Here is a 16,359-nt window from a genome sequence, read left to right as displayed (position 1 = left end):
AAGTGCACGCTGACGAAGTTCAGGGTCATATTTGCTTGGCATCGTAGTTCCATCCTTGTATAAAGATCGGAACTCAAACCAGGCCAATTCAGTCGGCATCGACGCGGTGTACAAGCCGCTCAACGACATCACGAGCCCGCACGGCAAGATCGGTGGCGCCGCGCAGAAGCGCCTCGGCTCCGGGTCCGTGCTGCACCACGTGACCATGGCCAACGACATGGACACCGAGGTGATGGCGCAGGTGCTGCGCATCGGACGCGAGAAGCTCTCCGACAAGGGCACCGCGAGCGCGCAGAAGCGGGTCGACCCGCTCCGCAGCCAGACGGGCCTCACCCGCGAGGAGATCATCGAGAAGATGCTCGAGGTCTTCGTGCAGCGCCACGGCGGGGTCATGGGCGAGGTCACCGAGGGCGAATGGGACGCTGCCGAGCGGCTCGTCGAGCAGAAGTTCGCCACCGACGAGTGGATCCGGAGGGTGCCGTAGGAGGAAACGCGGCAGCGTTTATCCCCGCGACAGTGGTGCTGCCCCGATCCCTCTACGGGATGAGCAGCACCTTGCCCGTCGTGCCGCGCCCCTCGAGCGCGCGGTGCGCGTCGGCGGCCTCCGCGAGCGGGAAGCGCGCGCCGATCCGCACGTCGAGCGCGCCCGCCTCGATCGCCGCGAAGGGCTCTCGGTAGCGCCACGCCCGCTCCTCGGAGGTGCGCAGGAAGCTCCCGATGGTGGGGCGGGTGATCGACAGGGATCCGCCCGCAGCCAGCCGCTGCAGGTCAAACGGCGGCACCTGGCCGCTCGCCCCGCCGAAGAGCACGAGCTCACCGCGCACGCGCAGCGAGCTCAGCGAACCGTCGAAGGTAGTGAGCCCCACGCCGTCGTAGGCGACGGCGACGCCCTCGCCGCCGGTGAGCGCGCGCACCTTGTCGGGGAACGCATCGTAGTCGAGCGCCTTGCTTGCTCCTGCGGCGACGCTGAGCTCCCGCTTCTCGCTGCTCGACGCGGTCGTGATGACGTGCACGCCGCGGGCGACGAGCAGCTGGGTGAGCAGCAGGCCGACGCCGCCGGCTCCGGCGTGCACGAGCACCGTGTCACCCGGCTCCGCGTGGGCCGCCGAGGTGGCGAGATAGTGGGCGGTGATGCCCTGCAGCGGGAGGGCGGCGGCGGTCTCGAGGTCGACGCCGTCGGGTACGGCAGCGGCGCGCTCGGCCTCGACGACGAAGCGGTCGGCGTAGGTGCCGCGCCCCTCGCACGTGGCGACCCGATCCCCCGGCGCGAAGCCGGTGACGCCCTCGCCCACCTCGAGCACGGTGCCCGCCGCCTCGGAGCCGGGCCGGAACGGGTAGTCCACCGCGTACACGCCCGAGCGCTGGTAGGTCTCGATGAAGTTCAGCCCGATGGCGGCCGTCTCGACGAGGAGCTCCCCGGGCCCCGGCTGCGGATCGGATGCCTCCCCGTACTCGAGGCGGTCGGCCGCCCCCGCGGCCTCGACGGTGATCGCGTGCATGGTCATGCTCTCGAGCATACGCCGACGGGCGCGCGGGATCCCTGGCGATCCCTGTCGATCCCTCACCTGCGTCTCTCGAGAGCCGGCGATCCCTCGCCTGCAGATCTCTGAAGATCCCTGTCGCGCGTCTCTCGAGAGCTGGCTTTCTCCCGTTATCTGACCGAAATCGCGGATTTTCGGTCAGATAACGGGAGAGATTCAGATGACGGAAGAAACTCGGGGCGAGGGATCGCGGCGAGGGATCGAACCACGCAGCGAGGGATCTCAGTGCCGGATGGTCATCCGGTTCGCGAACTCGTCGATGCCGAGCGGCCCGAGCTCGCGCCCGATGCCCGAGCGCTTGATGCCCCCGAACGGCATGTCCGCCTGCGATCCGCCGGCCTGGTTCACGTACACCATGCCCGCGTCGATGCGGGCCCCGACCTCGCGTGCACGCTCGCGATCGCTGCTGAACACGCTCGATCCGAGCCCGAACTCGGTGTCGTTCGCGAGGGCGACCGCCTCGTCGACGCCTTCGGCGCGGTAGAGCACGACCACCGGGCCGAAGATCTCGTCGCGATAGGCCGCGGTGCCCGGCCGCACGTCGCTCAGCACCGCCGGGGTCATGAGCGCGCTCACCTCGTCGACGAGGTCGCCGCCGGTGTGCAGCGTCGCCCCTTCGGCCACGGCCTGCCGCACCTGGGCCGAGACCTCCTCAGCAGCGGCGCGCGAGGACAGCGGCGCCAGGGTGGTCTCGGCGGCGAGCGGGTCACCGGCCCGGTAGCCCTCGACCTCCTCGACGACCGCCGCGAGCAGCTCGTCGTAGAGGTCGCCGAGTGCGATCACGCGCTTCGGCGCGTTGCAGGCCTGCCCCGCGTTGCTCAGTCGCGAGGCCACGATCTCGGTGGCGGTGGCGCGCACGTCGTCGGCGTCGAGCACGATGAGCGGGTCCGACCCTCCGAGCTCGAGCACCACCTTCTTGAGGTGCCGGCCGGCGGCCTCGGCGACCGCTCGGCCCGCCCGCTCGCTCCCGGTGAGCGAGACGCCTTGCACGGCCGGGTGCGCGATCGCGCCCTCGACCTGCGAGCTCGAGATGAACACGTTCCGGTAGACGCCCTCGGGCACTCCGGCCTCGCGCAGCGCATCGGCGATGGCGAGCGCGGTCTCCGGGCAGTTCGAGGCGTGCTTGAGCACCATCGTGTTCCCGAGCACGAGGTTCGGTGCGACGAAACGGGCGACCTGATAGACGGGGTAGTTCCAAGGCATGATGCCGAGGATCACCCCGGTGGGGCGACGGCGGATCGTCACCGCGCCGCCGACGACGTCGAGCTGCTCATCGGCGAGCAGGCGCTCGGCCTGCTCGGCGTAGTAGCGGAAGATCGCGACGACGAGCTCCATCTCACCGCGCCCCTCCTCGGGCCGCTTGCCCATCTCCCGCGCCATGATGGGCAGGAAGTCGTCGATGCGCGCCTCGAGCACGTCGGCGACGCGGCTCGTCACGGCCGCCCGCTCGGCGATGCTCAGAGCCGCCCACCCGGGGAACGCCGCGGCTGCGGCATCGATCTCGGCCGACAGCTCGGCGTCGCTCAGGGTCGGGTACTCGCGGTGCGTCTCGCCGGTCAGCGGGTTCACGACTCGGTACATGTGATGCTCTCCTGGTTCTCGTTCGGTGCTCGGTGCGCTGCGCGGATCACAGCAGTGCGCGGTCGCGCAGGTTGGTGAAGAAGTCCCAGATGCCGTGCTCCCAACGGGGTGCGGTCTGGGAGTGGGTGACGGTGTTGATGAGCGCGCCGAGCATCGGGTTCGAGATGCTGACGCGGTCTCCGAGCTCGTGCGTGAAGCCCGCCCCGGCGGCCCTGCGATCCTGGGTCGGCGCGAACAGCGTGCCGGTGAAGAGCACGAAGCCGTCCGGATACTGGTGGTGGTCGCCGCACGCGTGGCCGATCAGACTCTCGGGATCCCGGCTAATGTTGCGCATGGAGCTGAAGCCGTCCATCACGAATCCGTCGGGCCCCTCGACCTTCAGACGGATGTCGAGGGATCGCACCTGCGCCATGTCGAAGCCGTCGTCGAAGATCCGCACGAACGGACCGATCGCGCACGAGGCGTTGTTGTCCTTCGCCTCGGCCAGCAGCAGCGCGCTGCGGCCCTCGAAATCGCGCAGATTGACATCGTTGCCCAGCGCCGCGCCGATCGCGGTGCCGTCGGCGCGCACGACGAGCACGACCTCCGGCTCGGGGTTGTTCCAGCTCGAGGCCGCGTGCACGCCGATCGCCTGCCCGGCGCCGACGGCAGACAGCACGGGCGCCTTGGTGAAGATCTCGGGATCGGGCCCGATGCCGACCTCGAGGTACTGCGACCACAGGCCCTCGGCCTGCAGCACCTCCTTCACCTTGGCCGCTTCGGGCGAACCCGGCACGATGCTCGAAATCGCCCCGCCGATGGTCTCGACGAGCTGCTCGCGGATGCTCAGTGCACGCGAGGAGTCGCCGCCGGCGCGCTCCTCGATCACCCGCTCGAGCATCGACTCCACGAAGGTGACGCCCGCCGCTTTCACGACCTGCAGGTCGATCGGCGCGAGCAGCCGCAGACGCGCGGGATCGGGTTGTTCCAGCGGATCGAAGTCGAGCGCATCTTCCAGGCTCCAGCTCGCGCGCCCCGTCTCCGTGCGGGCCGCGTGCAGCACCGGCACGAGATCCTCGCGTGCGAAGAGCACCGAGGTCGTCGGCCCGAGGTCGGTGATGTCGATGAGCCGGTCGCCGTCGACCAGCACCAGAGCCGCTCCCCCGCCGGCCGGGTCGTGCACCCGGCCGATGAGCAGCGCATCGCCGCCCTCGGGCAGGACCTCGTCCGCGTGCAGCCGCGCGTTCATGCGTCGCCCCCGACCGTCTCGGTGCGGTCGACGATGCCCGGTTCGCCGCCCTCGTACCAGGCGAAGAATTCCCAGAACTCCCCGTTGGGGCCGTCGAAGTAGATGCAGCGCGCGTTCCAGGGGTAGTCGCGCGGCTCCGAGACGAACTCGACGCCGCGGGCCAGGTACTCGTCGTAGGTGCGGTCGATCGCCTCGGGCGACTCGAGCTCGCAGGCCAGCATCACCGTGCGCGCCGGGGACGACCCGTCGTGGCCGGGGATGCCGGTCGAGCGCTCGAGCTGCTCGCGCTCCCAGACCGCGAGGATGACGCCGGGTCCCTCGAAGTCGGCGAAGCCGGGCATGCGGCTGCGCAGCGTGAAGCCGAGCCGCTCCGTGTAGAAGGCGATGCTGCGGTCGACGTCGGCCGTGATGAGGCAGATATCGGTGACGGTCGGCCGCTGCGGGCGCGAATCCGCGCTACTGGGCTGAAGGGTCATCGGGGGTCCAATCGTTCTCGAAGGGGAACATCCAGCGGTTGGGCAGGAGCAGCTCGGCGGGGACGACGGCCACGGTGCCGCGGTCGTCGATCATCACCTCCGCGTGCTGCGCGTAGGTGCCCATGAGCTCGCGGCAGACGCCGCACGGGTTGGTGACGACGACGTCGCCGTCGTCGTTCTTGCACACGGCCACCATCGCGGTGAGCGGGCCGGCACCGGCCATCTCTGCGTTCGCGATGGCCGAGGACTCGGCGCACACGTTGATGCGGCGGGAGCCGATGTGCAGGCCGAGGTAGATCCGCCCGTCTTCGCCGCGCACCGCGGCGGCGACCTGATGGATCTCCGGGTGGTGGCGGGATTCGAGAAGATCGCGCGCGGCGCGATACAGCTCGATATCGGATTCTGCGGGTGCGCGCCTCATCAGGCCTCCTCCAGCTTCGGTGTGGCGATGCGCATGCCGCCCGACTTCGAGGTCCGCGCGAGGACCACGAGGCCGATGAACGCCACGACGTAGGGCAGCATCTGCGCGAACTGCGGGGGCATGATCGAGTCGTCGACGAGGATCGACACGGCGGTCGCGAGGCCGAACAGCACGCACATGAGCGCGAGCAGGCCGACCTTGCCGCGGCAGAAGATCACGGCGGCCAGCGCCACGAAGCCGAGACCGCTCGTCATCCCCTCGGTGAACAGGGAGAGCTGGCCCATGCTCAGCTGCACGCCCGCGAGAGCGCACAGCGCGAAGCACCAGACCTGCGCGAGGACGCGCATGAGGGTCACGTTGCCGCCGGCCGAGGCGAGCGCCTCGGGGTGCTCGCCCGAGGCCTTCAGGTGACGCGCGACGACGGTGTAACGGGCCGCCAGCGCGAGGCCGATCACGATCACCCAGCTGAGGTAGGTCAGCACGGTGTGTCCGGAGAGGATCGCGCCGAGGATCGGCACATCGTCGAGGCCCGGGATGACCACCTTCGAGAGCTTCGGGATGCCGGTATCGCTCAGCGTGCCCTTGACGCCGTAGAGACTGCGGAGCAGATAGACCGTGGCCCCCGCGGCGAAGATGTTGAGCACGATGCCGGCGACGAAGACGTTCACCCGGAAGACCGAGACGAGCACTCCGAAGATGGCGCCCGCGATCGCACCGAGCAGCAGGGTCAGGATCACGGCGAGCACCGCGTTCCCGGTCGCGAGCCCGATCACGACGCCGAAGAAGGCGCCGAACAGCATCGCGCCCTCGAGCCCGACGTTGAGGTCCTTCGTCCACTCCGTGAGCAGGCAACCGAGGGCGGCCAGCAGGATCGGGGTGATGAACCGGATCCCTGATGAGAGGAATGCGTCCAGGATGTCCATGGCCTAGCGCTCCTTCCGTGACGTGAGACGGTTGAACGTCTCGGCGACGCGGGCGAACAGCCCGGCGCGTGCCGCCACGATGATGATGATGATGGAGATCAGCACGCTCGAGAGCTCGGAGGGCACGGTCGAGACCTGCTCGATGCCGCGCGCCGTGGAGCGCATGATGCTGTAGATCGCGACCCAGATGATGGTCGGCACGGGCTTCGCGCGGGCGACCAGCGCGATGAGCACCGCATCCCACCCGATGCCGGAACCGATCTCGGTCCAGTAGCGGCCCTGGGAGGCGGTGACGAGCAGGGATCCCGCAACGGCGGCGAAGGCGCCGCTGACGACCATGGAGCGGATCTGCGACCGGACCGTGTCGACACCCGAGGCAGAGGCGAAGCCCGGCGCGTTGCCGGTCATGCGCCACCGGTATCCGGTCACGCTGCGCTCGCTGAGCCACCAGACGAACACGGCGGCCACGACGACGAGCAGGAGGCTCCAGGTGAGCCCGGTGCGCGGGATCAACTCCTGGAACATGACCGTGTCATGCACGCGCTGCGTGGTGCCGCTCTGCCGCGACGGATCGCGCAGCGGTCCGGTGACGAGGTAGGTGCAGAAGAGGATGAGGATGTAGTTCGACAGCAGCGTCGACACGACCTCGTCGACGTTCCAACGAGCCCGGAGCCAGCCGAGGCCGCCCGCGATGAGCCCGCCCACCACGGCGGCGGCGAGCGTCGTGACGAGGAGATGGACCGCGGGGAGGAGCGGGCCGATGTACGCACCCGTCAGCGCCGCGGCCATGGCGCCGGCATAGACCTGCCCTTCGGCACCCAGGTTGAACATGCCCGAGCGGAAGGCGAGGGAGACGCCGAGCGCGGCGACCACGAGCGGCAGACCCCACGCGAAGGTGCGTGCGAGCGCCGTCGGCGACCCGAGCGAATACTCGAAGCCCGCGAGGATCGTGGGCAGTGCCGCGTACCCCTGCGCCTGGATGAGCGCGACGGCGGCGATCACTGCGATGACGAGTACGAACAGCCCATTGCGGAGGGTCCGCAGGGTGTGCGCCGTGGCGCGCTTCGACTGCAGCGTGATGATGGCGGTGGTGTTGGTCATGATGCCTCCTCGAGGCCGGCGCCGACCATGTGGATCCCGAGGCGCTCGCGGGAGGTCGACGCGGCGTCCTCCTCGGCGACAATCCGCCCCTCGTACATCACGAGGATGCGGTCGCTCAGCCGCAGCAGCTCGTCGAGGTCCGCTGAGATGAGCAGCACGGCGCACCCCGCGGCCACGGCCTCCATGATCCTGGAGTAGATGAAGTCGATGGCGCCGAGGTCGACGCCGCGTGTCGGCTGCGCGAGCACCAGCAGCTTCGGCCGCTCCTCGAGCTCACGGGCGATCACGATCTTCTGCTGGTTGCCGCCCGACAGGTATGCGCACCGCGTATCGATCGATGCGGTGCGGATCTGATGGTGCTCGACCATATCGCGCGCCCACTCCCGGGTCTCCCCGGGCAGCGCTCGCGCGAGCCAAGGCGCCTTCGTGATGCGCCGGATCCTGCCCGCCGCGAGCCCCTCGAGCACGGTGCCGTTCATCGGGATGCCCTCGCGCTGCCGGTCCTCCGGCACGAAGGAGACGCCGAGCCCGCGCCGCTCGGCGACGGAGAGTCCGGCGAGCTCGCGGCCGTCGAGGCGGATGCTGCCCGCGGCGGCCGCGACCTGCCCGACCAGCACCTCGGCGAGGGCGGTCTGCCCGTTGCCCTCGACGCCGGCGATGCCGACGATCTCGCCCGGACGGATGGCGAGGGCCACTCCGTCGAGCGCGGCGTCGTGCGTGGCCTGCTCGGTCTCGAGGCCCTCGACCTCGAGCATCGGCGCCTCGCTCGCCGCGTGGGAGCGCTCGACGCGGCCGAGGTTCACGTCGCTGCGTCCCGTCATGGCCGCGACGACGGCCTCGGTCGTCGCATCCGATGCCACGAACGAGTCGACCGTACGGCCCTGGCGCAGCACCGTGATCCGGTCGGCGATCTCGAACACCTCGCGCAGCTTGTGCGAGATGAAGATGATCGCCGCGTCCTCCTCGACCGCGAGCCGGCGCAGCAGCACGAACAGCTCGCGGGTCTCCGCGGGCGTCAGCACCGCGGTCGGCTCGTCGAGCACGATCACCCGGGCACCGCGGTAGAGCACCTTCATGATCTCGAGCTTCTGCTGCGTCGCGACGCTGAGATCGCCGACGATCGCCTGCGGGTCGACGGTGACGCCGAGCCGCTCGGCGACGGGGGCGATCGCGGCGGCGGCGGCCTTCGCGCTGTACCCGCCGCCGCGCGACGGCTCCGCCCCCATGACGACGTTCTCCGCGACGGTGAACGACGGGACGAGCATGAAGTGCTGGTGCACCATCCCGATTCCGGCGCGGATCGCATCCATGGGACGGTGGAAGCGCACATCAGCCCCGTCGAGACGCACGGTGCCCGTGTCGGCCTGGTACATGCCGAACAGGATCCGCATGAGCGTCGTCTTGCCGGCACCGTTCTCACCCACGAGCGCGTGGATCTCACCCGGGTAGAGCGTGAGATCCACGCGGTCGTTGGCGAGCACATCGCCGAACCGCTTCGAGATGCCGCGCAGCTCCAGCATCGGAGCCGGATCAGCGGGGTTACTCATCGATCTGCACGTCCCCGGCGACGATCGACTCCTGCAGGGCCTCGAGGGCGGCGATACTGTCGGCGCCGACGATCTCCTCGTCGTAGACCATGGCCCAGCCGCCCTCGGCGAAGCCGAAGTCGAGCACTTCGCCGCCCGTGAGGTCGCCGTCGGCGAACTGCTGGGTGAGGTCGAGCAGCACGGTGTCGACGCCCATGATCAGGCTGCCCGGCACCTTGCCCGGGGCCAGCGACGACTTGTCGGCGACCACGCCGATCGGGGCGATGTCGGCGCCGGTCTTCGCGGCGTCGAAGACACCGGAGCCCGAGAGGCCGGCATAGGCGAAGACGCTGAAGGCGCCGCGCGTCGAGGCGAGCGTCGAGGCGATCTCGGATCCCTTGCCCGGGTCGACGAAGCTGCCGACGTACTGCGAGGCGACGGACTGAGCGGGATCGATCTCGGCGACGCCCTGCGTGTAGCCCGACTCGCAGTTCTCCACCACCGGGGCGTTGACGCCGCCGATGAAGCCCGCCGTCGTCGAGCCGTGCGCGGCGTTGACGGTCGCGGCGAGCGCACCCGCCATGAAGCAGCCCTCCTGCGTACGAAACACGGCGGAGACCACGTCTTCGCTGCCGGCATCGCCGTCGATGAAGACGAAGCGGGTGTCGGGGTTCGCCGCCGCCGCGTCGTTCATGGCGTCGATCGCCTCGAACCCGAGCACGAACACGATGTCGTTGCGATCGGCGGCATCCTGCAGGAGCGGAGCGAAGTTCTGCGCCTCGAGCTGCCCCTCGTAGGTGCTGACGTCGGCGTCGAACTGCTCGGCGAGGCGGTCTTCCGCGAGTGCGGCCTGGTCGAAGAAGTCGCCGTCGCCGAACGCGTTGTCGACGAAGATGCCGACGTTGAGGGTGTCCTCGCCCGAATCGGTGCTCGGCGCCTGCCCGCTGCAGCCCGCGAGCATGAGCGAGGCCGCGGCCGCGAGGGTGAGCGCGGCGAACGGTCGGGACTTCATCCAAGACTTGCTGGTTTCCACGAGTGTTCCCTCCATTGGGTGTTCTCTGTCTGGGTCGACATTCCCCGCGGAGGCGACCGTTCGGGCCGCGTTCTCTCCGGGCGAGTTCATTCATACTATGATACGATCTTAGAAAATTCCAACCCCGGATACCGATTCGTGATGATCAACGTCGAGAGATCGCGAACCCCTCCGAAGAAAGAGCCGCCATGCCCCCACGCATCGTCGTCACCGACCACGCCTTCGTCGACACCCGGCACGAGCAGTCCGCCGCCCGGAGCCTCGGCGCCGCGTTCGAGGAGCACCAGGTCGACACCGAGCAGGGTGCGATCGCGGCCGTGGCCGACGCCGATGTGGCCTTCGTGAACTTCGCACCGATGACGGCCGAGGTGCTGCAGCACATGAAGCACGGCAGCACCGTGATCCGATACGGCATCGGCGTCGACAACGTCGACCTCGCCGCGGCCCGCGAGTACGGGGTCCGTATCGCCAATGTGCCCGACTACGGCGTGGAGACGGTCGCCGATCATGCCGCGGCCTCGCTGCTGGCTCTGGCGCGACGCATCCCCTTCTACGATCGCGCGATCAAGCGCGACGGCTGGGTGCCGCCGACCGGGCTCGGCCCCGTCCGCAGTCTCCGGCAGCACACCGTCGGCCTGCTCGGCTTCGGCCGCATCGCGCAGGCGGTGCACACCCGGCTGCAGCCCTTCGGCGTGACGACGATCGCCTACGACCCCTTCTGCCCCGACGAGGTGTTCGCCGAGCGCGGCGTCGAGCGGGTCTCCCTCGAGGAGCTCGCGGCTCGCACGACAGCGCTCTCGCTGCACGTGCCCCTCACCCCGGACACCGAGCACGTCGTGGATACTGCGTTCCTCGACCGGATGCCCGAGGGATCGATCATCGTCAACACCGCCCGGGGCGGCCTGATCGACGAGACTGCGCTCGCCGCGGCGCTCGACTCCGGCCGGCTCGCGGGCGCCGTGCTCGACGTCACGAACCCGGAGCCGGTGCCCCTCGACTCGCCCCTGCGTCAGACCGAACGCCTCCTCCTCACCCCGCACGCGGCGTTCTATGATGAGGCATCACTCGACAATCTGCAGCGGCTGGCGAGTGAGGAAGCGGTACGCGCCCTGCAGGGCGCTCCCCTCCGCTGCCAGGTCGCCTGAAGGTCCGGATTCAGGAGGCCATCATGATCACCCCCGCACCCGAGCGTCGGTCGCTCTCCGAGCAGGTCGCCGATTCGCTCATGACCCGCATCCTGGAGGAGAACCTCCAGCCCGGCGACCAGCTCCCGACCGAGCCCGAGCTCATCGACGCCTTCGGCGTGAGCCGCACCGTCGTCCGCGAGGCCGGCCGCACCCTGGTCGCCCGCGGCGTCGTGAGCATCCGCCCCCGTCACGGCATGCAGGTCGCCGAGTTCGACGAGCGCAACCTCTCCCGCCAGGTCGCGCTGATGCTGCGTCTCGGCGGCGGTACCTTCACCCAGCTCATGGAGATGCGCAAGGCGCTCGAGCCCGACATGGCCGCCTCCGCCGCCCTGCGCCGGAGCGATGAGGACATCGCCGAGCTCAGGCGGCTCGTCGACCTGATCGAGCCCCAGGACGAAGGCGACGGCTACGACCTGGCGGCCCACATCGCGCACGATCTGGAGTTCCACGAGGTCGTCGCGCGGGCGACGGGCAACCCGTTCTTCCTCCACCTCACGCTGCCGTTCAACGAGATCCTGTCGGCGACCTACCTGCTGAGCCCGGGCTATGAGCCCGAGCGCTCGAACACGCATGACGAGCACGCCCGCATCGCCGACGCGATCGCCGACGGCGACGTTGAGCTCGCCCGCTCGCTCGCCTTCGAGCACGTCAACCGTGTGACCGCGGCTGCCGAGACCCTCACCCCGCATATCCAGTTCAAGGGAGCAGTATGACGACCCCGCCCACGCCGACGCCGTTCGGCCTCGACGCCGCCCACATCGTCGTCACCGGCGGCAGCCGCGGCCTCGGCCGCGCCGTGTCGCTCGCGGTCGCCGCGGCCGGCGGCAGCGTGACGATCATCGCGCGGAACGCGGAGCAGGCCCGCAGCACCGCTGCTGAGATCACCGCGGCGGGCAGCACCGCCCGGGTGCGCGCCACAGACATCGGCGAGCTCGACACCCTCGACGAACTCGTCGCGTCGATCGACGCCGAGACTCCCATCGACGGCATCGTGCACGCGGCCGGTATCCAGTTGCGCAAGCCCGCGGCCGAGATCGCGGCCGACGAGTTCCTGCGTGTCCTGAACGTCGATCTGCACGCCCCCTACCTGCTCAGCGCCGCGGTGGCGCGGCGCCAGATCTCCGCGGGGCGTGCGGGGTCCCATGTCTTCATCGGATCCCTCAACTCGAGCATCGGACTACCGGGGATCTCCCCCTACGTCGTGTCGAAGACCGGCCTCGTCGGCGCGGCCCGCGCGTTCTCGACCGAGTGGTCGCGCCACGGCATCCGCGCCAACGTCGTCGCTCCCGGCTACTTCGCGACCGAGATGACCGAGGGTCTGCTCGCCAACCCCGCCGATCATGATCGCATCATGGGCCGCATCCCCATGCAGCGGCTCGGCGATCCGGCCGACATCGGCCACGCATGCGTCTACCTGCTCTCACCCGCCTCACGCTATGTGAGCGGAACCCTGCTCAACGTCGATGGAGGATGGCTCGCATCATGAATCCCACCAGCACTATGCCCAACCCGCCCGCAGTGACGGGTCGCTCGATCATCGCGGGAACGCCCGTCACGGGCGGCCGCGGCGTGCACCGCAGCGCGAACCCGGTCGACGGCAGCGCCCTGGAGCCGGAGTTCGGCTTCGTCGGTGCCGAGGAGGTGGACCGGGCCGCCGACGCCGCGCTCGAGGCCTTCGACGCCTACCGCTCGCTCCCCGATGCACAGCGCGCCGACTTCCTCGACGCGGTCGCCGACGAGCTCGAGGCCATGCGCCCGCAGCTGCTCGAGCGCGCCACCGCCGAGACCGGGCTCCCCGAGGGGCGCATCTCCGGCGAGATCGGGCGCACGAGCGGACAGTTCCGCCTGTTCGCGCGCGAGGTGCGCCTCGGCGCGTTCCACGGTCTGCGCCACGACTCCGCGCTCCCCGACCGCACGCCGGCGCCGCGCGCCGATATCCGCCTGCGGCGCATCCCGCTCGGGCCGGTCGCGGTATTCGGCGCGAGCAACTTCCCGCTGGCATTCTCGACCGCCGGCGGCGACACGGCCTCGGCCCTCGCCGCGGGCTGCCCCGTCATCGTCAAGGGGCACTCGGCCCACGCCGGCACCGCCGAGCTCGCGGGCCAGGCCATCACGCGAGCCGTCGAGCGCACTGGGATGCCCGCGGGCGTCTTCTCCGTGCTCTTCGGTTCAGGGTCTGAGGTCGGGCAGCAGCTCGCGGCGCACCCGGCGATCCGGGCGATCGGCTTCACCGGCTCGCAGGGCGCCGGCACCTCGCTCATGGCGACGGCCGCGGCGCGCCCCCGCCCCATCCCCGTCTACGCCGAGATGTCGAGCATCAACCCGGTGCTCGTCACCCGCGCCGCGCTCGCGGCGGACGCCGCCGGCGAGGCGGCCGGGCTCGTCGGATCACTCACCCTCGGCTCGGGGCAGTTCTGCACCAATCCCGGCCTCGTGTTCGTGGAGGCTTCGGAGGATGCCGACGCCTACATCTCGGCCCTGCAGCAGGCGATCTCCGCATCGGTCGGACAGACGATGCTCACCGCGTCGATCCGCTCGGCCTTCGACTCCGGGGTCGACAGGCTTCGGGAAGCGGGCGCCACGGTCGACGCGAGCGGCACCCCGGGGGCAGGCCCGAACGCCCCCGCCCCCGTCATCCTGCGCACCGACGCCGCAACGTTCGCCGACCGCCCCGAGATGACCGAGGAGGTCTTCGGCGCGGCGGCGCTCATCGTCACCTACCGCGACGCCGCGGAGCTCACGGCCGCGCTCGAGCACCTCGGCGGCCAGCTCACCACGACGCTCCGGATGACGCAGCAGTCGGAGGATCTCGAGTTCGCCGCGCGCATGCTGCCGCAGCTCGAGCAGCTCGCGGGCCGCATCATCGTCAACGAGTGGCCGACGGGCGTCGAGGTCATCGATTCGATGGTGCACGGCGGGCCCTTCCCCGCCACCTCCGACAGTCGGACGACGTCGGTCGGCACGCTCGCGATCGAGCGCTTCCTCCGCCCGGTCTCGTACCAGAACTTCCCGGAGGCAATCCTGCCGGCGCCGTTCACTCAGACGGGTCTCCCGCACCGCGAGGACGGCGTGCTGCACACCGCCTGATCTCTCGAGAGCCGGCTTTCTCCCGTTATCTGACCGAAATCGCGGGTTTTCGGTCAGATAACGGGAGAAATTCAGATGACGGAAGAAACTCGGGGCGAGGGATCGCAACGCGGGATCGAACCGCGGCGAGGGATCGCGGGCTACCGCGCGCGCCGCGCCCGCACCACCGCGAGGCCGGTGAGCGCGAGGCCGCCGAGCCCCCACAGCGTGAGCCCGACGATCGTGCCCGAGGCCGATCCACCGCCCGCGATCGCCTGGAAGCCCTCGAGCGCGGCGCCGATCGGGCTCGCGTCGCCGATGGCGGCGAGCGCGGCGGGCGCGGTCGAGACGATGCCCGCGGCGAAGGCGACGACGAGCAGCGCGAAGGCGACGAACCGGCCGAGACCGCCGAAGAGCGCCGACAGGCCCTGCACCACGAGCGAGAACGCGACGCCCGCGAGCAGCGCGACGGCGAAGAAGCGGACGCCCTGCGCGAAGTCGTAGCCGAGCGCGATCGGCAGGATCGTGCCGGCGAGCACGCCCTGCACCGCGCCGAGCGCGACGGCCGGCAGCGCGCTGCGCAGCGTGATCGCCCCGACGCCGCGGGCGGCGTCGCGGGTGCGCCGCCACAGCGGGGCGAGCAGCAGGAAGGCGGCGAGCGCCCCGGCCCACAGCGCGATCCCCGCGAAGAGCGGCACCCCGGAGGAGTTGAAGAGCTCGTCGCTCGCGCCCTCGGCCTCGACCGGAGCGAGCGCGGTCTCCGCGATCTTCGTGCGCTCGGACTCGGAGTAGTCGGGGATGCTCGTGGCGGCCTCCTCGAGACCGGAGGCGAGGGATCCCGCCCCGTCCGCGAGCCCGGTGGTCCCGGTGGCGAGCTCGGTCGTGCCGCTCGCGAGCTCCCCAGCGCCGCTCGCGAGCTCGGTCGTGCCCGAGGCGAGCTGCGAGGTGCCGGAGGAGAGCTCGGCGGTGCCCGAGGCGAGCTGCGACGCGCCGTCCGCGGCCTCGCCGATACCGGCGCCGATCTCGCTCATCCCGACGAACACGCCGCCGACGAACTGCTCGCCGAGCTGCTGGTTGAGCACGCTCGTGGCGGTGCTCGTGACGATGCCCGACAGCGCCGTGTCGATGAGCCGGCCGCGCTCGCTCTCGGCGATGTCGATCGTGGCGCGCTCGGCCTGGGTCGGGTCGTCGGAGAGCGAGGTCGCGGCGGCCGAGAAGTTCTCGGGGATCGTGACGACCGAGGCGTAGCGCCCGTCATCGAGCCCCGCCTCGGCGTCGGCCTCGTCGGTGAGCACCCAGGTGAAGTTCTGCTCGGCGTCGCCGGCGATCAGCTCGCCGGCGAGTACCCGGCCGAGCGGCGCGAGCTGCCCGTCGACCTCGACGGGCTCGTCGAGGTTCACGACCGCGGCGGTGACGCTGTCGAGCCGATCCTGCGGGTTCCAGAGCCCCCACAGGAGCACGCCCGCGACCGTGAGCGGCACGAGGATCAGGCCGAGGATGCGGCTCCAGCCGACCGACCGGCCGGTGCGCAGCGAGGTCATCTCGAGGCTCATCGCAGGCTTCCTTCCAGCTCGGGGGCGAGCGCCCCTTCGACGTACGCCGTGCCCTTCGGCATGATGTGCTCCGCGACCGCCCGGTCGCCGAGCACCGCGACCGCGAGGGCGGAGCCCGAGCCGCGCGCCGACTCCACCTGGCGGGCGGCGATGGCCGAGCGCATCGCATCGGTCTCCGCGAGCGTCAGCGGCGCCTCCGCGGCCGCCCGCAGATCGAGCAGCAGCAGCGACGGCCGATCCCTCAGGGCTTCTCGCAGCGATCCCGCGTCGGCCCAGGCCGCCCGTGCCCGGAGAGAGCTCGCGCGCTCGGGCAGGAGCAGGCCACCGACCTTCAGGGTGCCGGCGACGATCGCGCCCCGCCCCGTGATGGCCCGCGCCACCGGCAGCGACGAGGGATCCCTCGGGTCGAGCAGCAGCACCTCGCCCGGGAGCACCCGCAGCCGGGGCACGCGATGCCGGGCCGGGAGCAGCAGGTCGTCGGCCGCGATCACGGCATCGGGAGCGTCGGCTGGCCAGTCGGCATGCGCGATCTCGCGCGCGAGGCCCTCGCCCTCGACGTCGAAGGCCGGCAGGATCTTCGCGAGCCCGCGCGGCATCCACCACGCGCGGTCGCCGAGCAGGGCGAGCACCGCGGGCACGAGCGTCATGCGCACGATTGTCAGTCTGTTTTTACCCGATCTCGCAAGGATTGGGAAGTCCCGGCCGGAGCGGTCTGACCCTTGC

General features: G+C 70.6%; 15 protein-coding genes and 1 pseudogene. 5 read left to right on the top strand and 11 right to left on the bottom strand.

Features of this window, described 5'->3' with window-relative positions:
• Nucleotides 1-88: 88 nt before the first annotated feature.
• Nucleotides 89-484: pseudogene (locus tag AC0KXF_RS14680) on the top strand (lipoate--protein ligase family protein); the annotation flags it as partial.
• A gap of 52 nt (nucleotides 485-536) precedes the next feature.
• Here AC0KXF_RS14680 and AC0KXF_RS14675 read toward each other — a convergent pair.
• The 9 genes from AC0KXF_RS14675 to AC0KXF_RS14635 form a co-directional block, all read right to left on the bottom strand.
• A complete protein-coding gene (locus tag AC0KXF_RS14675; protein ID WP_473109881.1) occupies nucleotides 537-1,505 on the bottom strand; it encodes a quinone oxidoreductase family protein in 969 nt (322 codons plus the stop codon).
• A 258-nt stretch (nucleotides 1,506-1,763) separates the two neighbouring features.
• The gene (locus tag AC0KXF_RS14670) at nucleotides 1,764-3,122 is read right to left on the bottom strand and encodes an NAD-dependent succinate-semialdehyde dehydrogenase (RefSeq protein WP_473109880.1); all 1,359 of its coding nucleotides are present in this window, start codon (nucleotides 3,120-3,122) and stop codon (nucleotides 1,764-1,766) included.
• Nucleotides 3,123-3,168: 46 nt separating this feature from the next.
• Nucleotides 3,169-4,350 (bottom strand): fumarylacetoacetate hydrolase family protein, encoded by a 1,182-nt coding sequence (locus tag AC0KXF_RS14665; protein WP_473109879.1) that lies wholly within the window; start codon nucleotides 4,348-4,350, stop codon nucleotides 3,169-3,171.
• Nucleotides 4,347-4,826 (bottom strand): VOC family protein, encoded by a 480-nt coding sequence (locus AC0KXF_RS14660; protein ID WP_473109878.1) that lies wholly within the window; start codon nucleotides 4,824-4,826, stop codon nucleotides 4,347-4,349. The genes AC0KXF_RS14665 and AC0KXF_RS14660 overlap by 4 nt, the downstream gene beginning before the upstream one ends.
• On the bottom strand, nucleotides 4,807-5,247 hold the full coding sequence (locus tag AC0KXF_RS14655) for a cytidine/deoxycytidylate deaminase family protein (RefSeq protein WP_473109877.1): 441 nt from the start codon (nucleotides 5,245-5,247) through the stop codon (nucleotides 4,807-4,809). Before AC0KXF_RS14655 ends, AC0KXF_RS14660 begins: the two co-directional genes overlap by 20 nt.
• Nucleotides 5,247-6,170 (bottom strand): ABC transporter permease, encoded by a 924-nt coding sequence (locus AC0KXF_RS14650; RefSeq protein WP_473109876.1) that lies wholly within the window; start codon nucleotides 6,168-6,170, stop codon nucleotides 5,247-5,249. Before AC0KXF_RS14650 ends, AC0KXF_RS14655 begins: the two co-directional genes overlap by 1 nt.
• Before the next feature lie 3 nt (nucleotides 6,171-6,173).
• Nucleotides 6,174-7,271, bottom strand: coding sequence for an ABC transporter permease (locus AC0KXF_RS14645; RefSeq protein ID WP_473109875.1), 1,098 nt, complete (start codon nucleotides 7,269-7,271; stop codon nucleotides 6,174-6,176).
• Nucleotides 7,268-8,818: an ABC transporter ATP-binding protein gene (locus tag AC0KXF_RS14640; protein WP_473109874.1), complete on the bottom strand. Its 1,551-nt coding sequence runs from the start codon at nucleotides 8,816-8,818 to the stop codon at nucleotides 7,268-7,270. Before AC0KXF_RS14640 ends, AC0KXF_RS14645 begins: the two co-directional genes overlap by 4 nt.
• Nucleotides 8,811-9,809: a BMP family lipoprotein gene (locus AC0KXF_RS14635; protein WP_473109873.1), complete on the bottom strand. Its 999-nt coding sequence runs from the start codon at nucleotides 9,807-9,809 to the stop codon at nucleotides 8,811-8,813. Before AC0KXF_RS14635 ends, AC0KXF_RS14640 begins: the two co-directional genes overlap by 8 nt.
• Before the next feature lie 209 nt (nucleotides 9,810-10,018).
• Between AC0KXF_RS14635 and AC0KXF_RS14630 the strand changes: the two genes are divergently transcribed.
• From AC0KXF_RS14630 to AC0KXF_RS14615, 4 genes are read left to right on the top strand one after another with little or no spacing between them, the layout of a single operon-like run.
• Nucleotides 10,019-10,975 carry a C-terminal binding protein gene (locus tag AC0KXF_RS14630; protein ID WP_473109872.1) on the top strand — a complete coding sequence of 319 codons (957 nt, stop codon included), beginning with the start codon at nucleotides 10,019-10,021 and terminating at the stop codon, nucleotides 10,973-10,975.
• Between the two features lie 23 nt (nucleotides 10,976-10,998).
• Nucleotides 10,999-11,730, top strand: a complete 732-nt coding sequence (locus AC0KXF_RS14625; protein ID WP_473109871.1) for a FadR/GntR family transcriptional regulator — start codon at nucleotides 10,999-11,001, stop codon at nucleotides 11,728-11,730.
• Nucleotides 11,727-12,503, top strand: coding sequence for an SDR family NAD(P)-dependent oxidoreductase (locus tag AC0KXF_RS14620; RefSeq protein ID WP_473109870.1), 777 nt, complete (start codon nucleotides 11,727-11,729; stop codon nucleotides 12,501-12,503). Before AC0KXF_RS14625 ends, AC0KXF_RS14620 begins: the two co-directional genes overlap by 4 nt.
• Nucleotides 12,500-14,104 carry an aldehyde dehydrogenase (NADP(+)) gene (locus tag AC0KXF_RS14615; RefSeq protein WP_473109869.1) on the top strand — a complete coding sequence of 535 codons (1,605 nt, stop codon included), beginning with the start codon at nucleotides 12,500-12,502 and terminating at the stop codon, nucleotides 14,102-14,104. The genes AC0KXF_RS14620 and AC0KXF_RS14615 overlap by 4 nt, the downstream gene beginning before the upstream one ends.
• A gap of 140 nt (nucleotides 14,105-14,244) precedes the next feature.
• Here AC0KXF_RS14615 and AC0KXF_RS14610 read toward each other — a convergent pair whose 3' ends face one another.
• A complete protein-coding gene (locus AC0KXF_RS14610) occupies nucleotides 14,245-15,636 on the bottom strand; it encodes a YhgE/Pip family protein (protein ID WP_473109868.1) in 1,392 nt (463 codons plus the stop codon).
• Nucleotides 15,633-16,283 (bottom strand): hypothetical protein, encoded by a 651-nt coding sequence (locus tag AC0KXF_RS14605; protein WP_473109867.1) that lies wholly within the window; start codon nucleotides 16,281-16,283, stop codon nucleotides 15,633-15,635. Before AC0KXF_RS14605 ends, AC0KXF_RS14610 begins: the two co-directional genes overlap by 4 nt.
• Between the last annotated feature and the right edge of the window lie 76 nt (nucleotides 16,284-16,359).

It is taken from the genome of Leucobacter holotrichiae (assembly GCF_055791005.1).
The sequence above is the reverse complement of the archived record's forward strand: the minus strand, read 5'-3'. Positions and strand labels throughout refer to the sequence as shown.

Bases quoted from the DNA above. Each gene is read 5' to 3' on its own strand.
- AC0KXF_RS14675 (WP_473109881.1), bottom strand. From the start codon at position 1,505: ATGACCATGCACGCGATCACCGTCGAGGCCGCGGGGGCGGCCGACCGC.
- AC0KXF_RS14670 (WP_473109880.1), bottom strand. From the start codon at position 3,122: ATGTACCGAGTCGTGAACCCGCTGACCGGCGAGACGCACCGCGAGTAC.
- AC0KXF_RS14665 (WP_473109879.1), bottom strand. From the start codon at position 4,350: ATGAACGCGCGGCTGCACGCGGACGAGGTCCTGCCCGAGGGCGGCGAT.
- AC0KXF_RS14660 (WP_473109878.1), bottom strand. From the start codon at position 4,826: ATGACCCTTCAGCCCAGTAGCGCGGATTCGCGCCCGCAGCGGCCGACC.
- AC0KXF_RS14655 (WP_473109877.1), bottom strand. From the start codon at position 5,247: ATGAGGCGCGCACCCGCAGAATCCGATATCGAGCTGTATCGCGCCGCG.
- AC0KXF_RS14650 (WP_473109876.1), bottom strand. From the start codon at position 6,170: ATGGACATCCTGGACGCATTCCTCTCATCAGGGATCCGGTTCATCACC.
- AC0KXF_RS14645 (WP_473109875.1), bottom strand. From the start codon at position 7,271: ATGACCAACACCACCGCCATCATCACGCTGCAGTCGAAGCGCGCCACG.
- AC0KXF_RS14640 (WP_473109874.1), bottom strand. From the start codon at position 8,818: ATGAGTAACCCCGCTGATCCGGCTCCGATGCTGGAGCTGCGCGGCATC.
- AC0KXF_RS14635 (WP_473109873.1), bottom strand. From the start codon at position 9,809: ATGAAGTCCCGACCGTTCGCCGCGCTCACCCTCGCGGCCGCGGCCTCG.
- AC0KXF_RS14630 (WP_473109872.1), top strand. From the start codon at position 10,019: ATGCCCCCACGCATCGTCGTCACCGACCACGCCTTCGTCGACACCCGG.
- AC0KXF_RS14625 (WP_473109871.1), top strand. From the start codon at position 10,999: ATGATCACCCCCGCACCCGAGCGTCGGTCGCTCTCCGAGCAGGTCGCC.
- AC0KXF_RS14620 (WP_473109870.1), top strand. From the start codon at position 11,727: ATGACGACCCCGCCCACGCCGACGCCGTTCGGCCTCGACGCCGCCCAC.
- AC0KXF_RS14615 (WP_473109869.1), top strand. From the start codon at position 12,500: ATGAATCCCACCAGCACTATGCCCAACCCGCCCGCAGTGACGGGTCGC.
- AC0KXF_RS14610 (WP_473109868.1), bottom strand. From the start codon at position 15,636: ATGAGCCTCGAGATGACCTCGCTGCGCACCGGCCGGTCGGTCGGCTGG.
- AC0KXF_RS14605 (WP_473109867.1), bottom strand. From the start codon at position 16,283: ATGACGCTCGTGCCCGCGGTGCTCGCCCTGCTCGGCGACCGCGCGTGG.